At 76.4% G+C, this 5,738-nt stretch carries 3 protein-coding genes and 2 pseudogenes; 2 read left to right on the top strand and 3 right to left on the bottom strand.

Annotated elements, in window-relative coordinates; translation table 11 throughout:
• Positions 1-788, top strand: a pseudogene (locus AB0K09_RS28925) (ATP-binding protein); the annotation flags it as partial.
• Positions 789-832: 44 nt separating this feature from the next.
• Here AB0K09_RS28925 and AB0K09_RS28920 read toward each other — a convergent pair.
• Positions 833-1,453 carry a TetR/AcrR family transcriptional regulator gene (locus AB0K09_RS28920; protein WP_366068366.1) on the bottom strand — a complete coding sequence of 207 codons (621 nt, stop codon included), beginning with the start codon at positions 1,451-1,453 and terminating at the stop codon, positions 833-835.
• Between the two features lie 97 nt (positions 1,454-1,550).
• On the opposite strand from AB0K09_RS28920, the gene AB0K09_RS28915 reads away from it, so the two are divergent.
• On the top strand, positions 1,551-2,594 hold the full coding sequence (locus AB0K09_RS28915) for an aldo/keto reductase (protein WP_366068365.1): 1,044 nt from the start codon (positions 1,551-1,553) through the stop codon (positions 2,592-2,594).
• A 62-nt stretch (positions 2,595-2,656) separates the two neighbouring features.
• Here AB0K09_RS28915 and AB0K09_RS28910 read toward each other — a convergent pair.
• Both AB0K09_RS28910 and AB0K09_RS28905 read right to left on the bottom strand, forming a co-directional pair.
• Positions 2,657-4,667, bottom strand: a pseudogene (locus tag AB0K09_RS28910) (DUF5107 domain-containing protein).
• A 15-nt stretch (positions 4,668-4,682) separates the two neighbouring features.
• Positions 4,683-5,738 (bottom strand): CoA transferase (locus AB0K09_RS28905; RefSeq protein WP_366068364.1); only part of this gene is annotated, 1,056 nt, incomplete at its 5' end.

Raw genomic sequence — 5,738 nt, 5'->3', positions numbered from 1 at the left:
CGGTGGAGCCCGGCCCGGACGCGTCCGGCGACGGGAGGGCCCGGCGCCGGCGCCGGGCGCGGACCGATCCCTCCGAGGCGGTACGGCGCTGGCTGGCGATGGCGGGCAGCCGCCAGGACCCCGGCGCCCGCCACCCCGGCGACCGCACCCGTAAGGGAGACCGGCTGCACCCCTTCGTCTCCGAGGCGGCCAATCTGGCGGTCCTCGCCCTGGAGAGCGGGCACCCCGAGCGGTTCGTCTGGATCGACGAGATGGGAGCGATCAACAACATCGGCTCCTCGCCCGCCGATCCGGACGCCTACCGCAGGCACAACCTCTGGATCCCGCCCTCGACGGGCTGGAGCACCCTGCACCCCCGCGCCCAGCAACTGCTGGCCGACGTCCTGCTGCTCCTCAACCTCACGGAGCGCGAAGGGAGCCCGGACGGACTGGAGCAGCGCCTCGGGCGGGCGAACCGCACCGAGTTGCCGCCCTGCCTCACCAAGGACCGCGGGCCGTTGCGCCCCCGGCGCACGGTCGGCATGGCCGACGACGCGCCGCCGGGCAGCACCTGCCTGTGCGACTGTCCCTTCGAGCTGTGCCCCTACCCGGCCATGGGCGAACAGCCCCGGGCGGAACTGCGGGAAGCCTTCTGCCGGCAGCAGCAGTCGCTCCTGCGCCCGTACCGGCAGCTGAACCCCCTGTCCTGGCTGCGGCGCAAGCGGGCTCCCTGGCAGGGCATGACGGCCGCCGAACTGCGCTGCTTCTGGGAGGACATGGCCGTCCGGTCGCGGACCCCCTCCTCCTGACGCCTCCTGACGCCTCCTGACAGGGGCGGGCGCGTGAACCGCCGTCAGGCTCCCGCGGCCGTGAAGGCACCCGCCCGTGCCGCCGCCGCGGCGGCCTCCGCGGCGCGGTCCGCCGCCTCCTCGTCGAGCGGCAGGCCGGTGGTCAGCAGACGGTAGTAGAGGGGCGCCGAGACGGCGCGGATCACCTCGCGGGCGTCGGTGCCCGCCGGCAGCTCGCCGCGCTCGACCGCCTGCCGGACGCAGGGCGCCCACTCCTCGACCCGGATCTCGTAGAAGCGGTGCAGGGCGGCGGCCGTCTGGGGCTCGCAGGTGGCGGCGGCGATGACGGCCTTGAAGAGCGCGCCCTGACGGTGGTCGGCCAGCGTCCGCGCCACGAGCCGGGCGTTGGCCCGGAGATCGCCCAGGAGGGTACCCGTCTCGGTGCGCGGCAGCGACTGCTCCGCCATGTCCGCGAGCACGTCGGCGACGAGACCGGCCGGTGTGCCCCAGCGTCGGTAGACGGTGGTCTTGCCGACCTCCGCGCGCCGCGCCACGTCGGCCAGGTCGAGGCCGGCCAGGCCCCCCTCGGCGAGGGCGTCGCCGGCGGCCCGCAGCACCGCGGCCCGTACCCGCGCCGTGCGCCCGCCGGGCCGGACCGTGCCCGGATCCACGCCGTCCGAACTCATAACGGGACTCCTGTTCCATTAGCCGGGTGGGTTCTGCTACCTTGATCGCATCCTAACGGAACCAGAGACCCGTTAGTGCGGGGTGGAGGGATCGATCATGGAATACAGAAGGCTGGGCTCGTCCGGGCTGATGGTGCCGGCGCTGAGCTTCGGGGCCGGCACCTTCGGCGGGCGCGGCGAGCTCTTCGGCGCCTGGGGCGACACCGACGCCAAGGAGGCCCGCCGCCTCCTGGACATCTGCCTGGAGGCCGGGGTCACGATGTTCGACACCGCCGACGTGTACTCCGCCGGAGCCTCCGAGGAGGTCCTCGGCGCCGCGATCAAGGGCCGCCGTGACCAGGTGATCCTCTCGACCAAGGCCGGCCTGCCCACGGGCGACGGACCGAACGAGGCCGGCACGTCCCGCGCACGCCTGATCAAGGCCGTCGAGGACGCGCTGCGCCGCCTCGGCACGGATCACATCGACCTCTTCCAGCTGCACGCCTTCGACGCGGGCACGCCCGTCGAGGAGGTGCTCTCCACGCTCGACGACCTGGTGCGGGCCGGAAAGCTCCGGTACACCGGGGTCTCCAACTTCTCCGGCTGGCAGTTGATGAAGTCCCTCGCCGCCGCCGACCGGCACGGCTGGGCGCGCTATGCGGCGCACCAGGTCTACTACTCCCTCGTCGGCCGCGACTACGAGTGGGAGCTCATGCCGCTCGGCCGCGACCAGGGCGTCGGCGCGGTCGTCTGGAGCCCGCTCGGCTGGGGCAGGCTCACCGGCGCCGTCCGCCGCGGCCGGCCGCTCCCGCCCGGCAGCCGGCTGCACGCCACGGCGGACTACGGCCCGCCGGTGGAGGACGAGCACCTCTTCCGGGTGGTCGACGCGCTCGACGAGATCGCGGAGGAGACCGGCCGGAGCATCCCGCAGATCGCCGTCAACTGGCTGCTGCGCCGCCCGACCGTCTCCTCCGTCATCATCGGTGCCCGGAACGAGGAGCAGTTGCGGCAGAACCTCGGGGCGGTGGGCTGGAGCCTCACGCCGGAGCAGGTGGCCCGGCTGGACGCGGCGAGCGCGAAGACCGCGCCGTACCCGTACTTCCCGTACGAGCGGCAGGAGGGGTTCGCGCGGCTCAACGGGGGCCTCGTCGGCGGATCATGACGAGCGTGCGGGTCGCGGTGCCCGCGGATTCCGCCGGCCCCGTTGAAGATCCGCGGGGGGCGTCAGGCACTCGGGTCGTCGGGCCCTTCCGGCCGGAAGTCGTAGGGGGCCGGTAGGGGGTGCAGTTCCCGGGCCCGCGCCCGTACCGCCTCCGTGACGGGGGCGTCGCCCGCGACGAGGCGTTCCGCGACGGCGAACCACGTCTCGTCCAGGGTGCGCTCGAACTCGGTGACGTCCGCCACCTCGAAGCCCTCGTCGAAGACCGCCCGCGCCCCCGCCGCGTCGCCCCGGGCGAGCAGTACGCGCGCGTGCAGCAGCCGGAACCGGCCCCGGCGCAGGGCGGCGGGAGGCAGGGCGGCCGCCGCCTCGGCCGCGCGGCCGGCATCCAGCAGGGCGGGGACCGCCTCGCGGGCCAGGGCCGTGTGGACCGGGCGGGAGGCTCCCTCGGTGCGTGCGGCGGCGACGGCCTCCGCGTAACGGTCGGCGGCGCGCGCGGGGTGGTCGTCCACGCGGTCGGCGACGGCCAGGGCGCGCAGGGCCGGCCAGGTGAGCCCGAGCCGCAGGGCGCACTCCCAACTGCGTACGGCCTGGGAGCGATCGCCCGCGTGCCACTGGGCCACGCCCAGGTGGTACGCGGCGTGCGGGCCGGGCTCGGCCGCCTCCAGCAGCTCGCGCCAGGGCGGCGCGACCAGTGAGGGCCCCGGCTCGCCGCCCGGAGGCTCCGGCAGGACGCCCGTACGCAGCAGCTCCAGCCACGGCCGCTGCTCCTCGCCCGGCGTGGCCGCCGCGAACGGCGTGCCGGGCAGGTCGAGGCCGGCGCGCGCGACCTCCAGGGCGCCCCAGCCGGAGCCGGTGGCCAGGGTCTCCTTCGGGTCGTGATCGGCGTACGGGCGCCAGGCCGCGAACGCCGCGTCCACGGCGGCACGCGGCAACACCGCCTCCAGCCGGCCCTCGGCCTCGGCGCGGGCGGCCGCCCAGTCGGCGCCGTGCACCGCCGCCGGGTCGGCCGCCAGCGGCCCGTACGCCTCCAGCCAGGCCAGCTCCCCGCCCGCCTCCAGCGGGACCTGCTCCAGCTGGGTGCGGGTGAGCCCGGCCTGGATCTCCAGGTAGCCGCCCGTACCCGGCTCGGTGAGCCACCGCTGCCAGCGGCGCCCGCCCCGGCCCGCACCCCAGACGAACAGCTTGCGGCCGCGCAGCGCGTCGGTCGACGTCTGCACCAGGCCCCGGCCGTCGCCCTCCAGCGCGGCGATCCAGCGCCGGGCCCCGTCCGGCAGGTCGTAGAAGTAGTCGGCGTGCCGCTCGCCGTGCAGCGGATACGTACGGTCCACGCCGTCCGCCACCGGGACCGCGACCCGGCGCAGGGCGCCGTCGTACCCGGAGTGGAAGGCGCTCTCCGCCGGGGTGAGGATCCGGGTGCCGGCGGACTCCGGTACGGCCGTGTTCGACCACCAGAAGGCCGGGACCGGACGGTGGTGCGGATTGCGCACGCGCACGCCCACGAAGAGGAAGTCCGAGTCCTCCGGCAGCCACAGATCGATCGAACGGCAGGTCGCGCAGCCGCTCCCACTCCCACAGCCGCAGCATCGCGCCCCCGTCCGGCGCCGGGACGCGGGCGGCGTGCAGCGGTGCCACGGCCAGCGGGCCGTGGCCGGGCGCGCCGGTGTTCCACTCGACGCCGCCGGAGAACCACGCGCCGTTGAGCGCGAAACCGGCGGGCTGGACCACGGGGTTGGTGTAGAGCAGCGGCCGGCCGGACGGCTTGTGCTCCAGGGCGTACAACCGGCCGCCGAGCCCCGGCAGGACGGTGGCGCGCAGCCGGTCGTTCTCCAGAACGACCGCGTCCACGTCGGTGGGCGTGCGCTCGCGCGCGTAGTCGTCGCGCCGGCGCACGGGCAGCACGGTGCGCGGCAGCGGAACGCGCAGCTGCCGCGCCATGTCCTCGGGGACGTCCGTCAGCCGGCGCAGGTCCACCGGTCCGGCGCGGCCGGCGGGGCCGAGGGCGGGCAGGGGGTCCTCCGGCCCAAGGGACGCGACGGGCAGGGACAGGACGGCGCGGCGGATCGTCGTGCCCACGGCAACCTCAACTCCTCACGGTGCGGCCGGCCGGCTCCACGCCGGCGCGTCGGTGCCCCAGCGCCCCGCGAGCCGCGTCCAGCCGCGCGGGCCGCCGTCGAAGCACACGGGCGACACCGCGTGCCGGACGCGCCCGAGCGGACCGTCCGCCTCCGTCAGCCACGGCTCGGGCGCGTACGGCTGCGCGTACGGCTCGTCGTGCTCCGCCGGGCCGGAGGACGCGCCGCGGGGATCGCCTTCGCTGTCCCTGCCCGTCGCGCCGGTCAGCCATGCCGCCGTCTGCGCGAGGGCGAGCCGCGCCAGATGCGTGCCACCGCCGGCGTGCTGCTCGCTGACGGCCCGCAGCACCGCCGCCGCGGTCAGGTACCCGGTGCCGTGGTCCAGCGCCTGCGCGGGCAGCACCCCCGGCTGCCCGTCCGCACCGGCCTCCGCCGCCGCGATGCCGCAGGCCACCTGCACCAGCGAGTCGAACCCCCGGCGCCCGCCCCACGGCCCGTACGCGCCCCAGGCGCTCAACTGCGCGACGACCAGCCCCGGACGGCGCTCGGCCAATGCGAGCGGTTCCAGCCCGTAACGGTCCAGCGCGCCCGGCCGGTAGCCGCTGACCACGACGTCGGCGCCCGACAACAGCTCCTCGAAGACGGCCCGGTCGGCGCGCCGCGCGAGATCGAGCACCGCCGAGCGCTTGCCCAGACCGGTGTCGTGATGGGCGTCCTGACTCTCCGGCAGGTGCGGGGAGTCGATCCGCAGCACGTCCGCGCCCAGCAGCGCGAGGGTGCGGGTGGCGACGGGCCCGGCGATGACGCGGGTCAGGTCCAGGACCCGCAGACCGTGCGCCGGCAGCCCGGGCGGCCCCGCCGCCGGCCGGCGCACCGGGCCGTCCGCGATCCGCTCCAGGCTCAGCAGCGGCCGCCCGGCCACGGCCGCGCCCTGCGGATGCGCGGCCCACTCCCGGGGGGTACGGACGGCGACGGCGAGCCCGCCGGCCGCGTACACGCTCTCCTCGACCTCGGCCGCGGGTCGCTCCGCGAGTTCGGCGGCCACCCGCGCCGGGTCGCTGTCGTCGGCGAG

Source organism: Streptomyces sp. NPDC049577 (assembly GCF_040675635.1).
Classification (GTDB): Bacteria; Actinomycetota; Actinomycetes; order Streptomycetales; family Streptomycetaceae; genus Streptomyces.
This window is presented reverse-complemented; position numbering and strand designations above follow the sequence as displayed.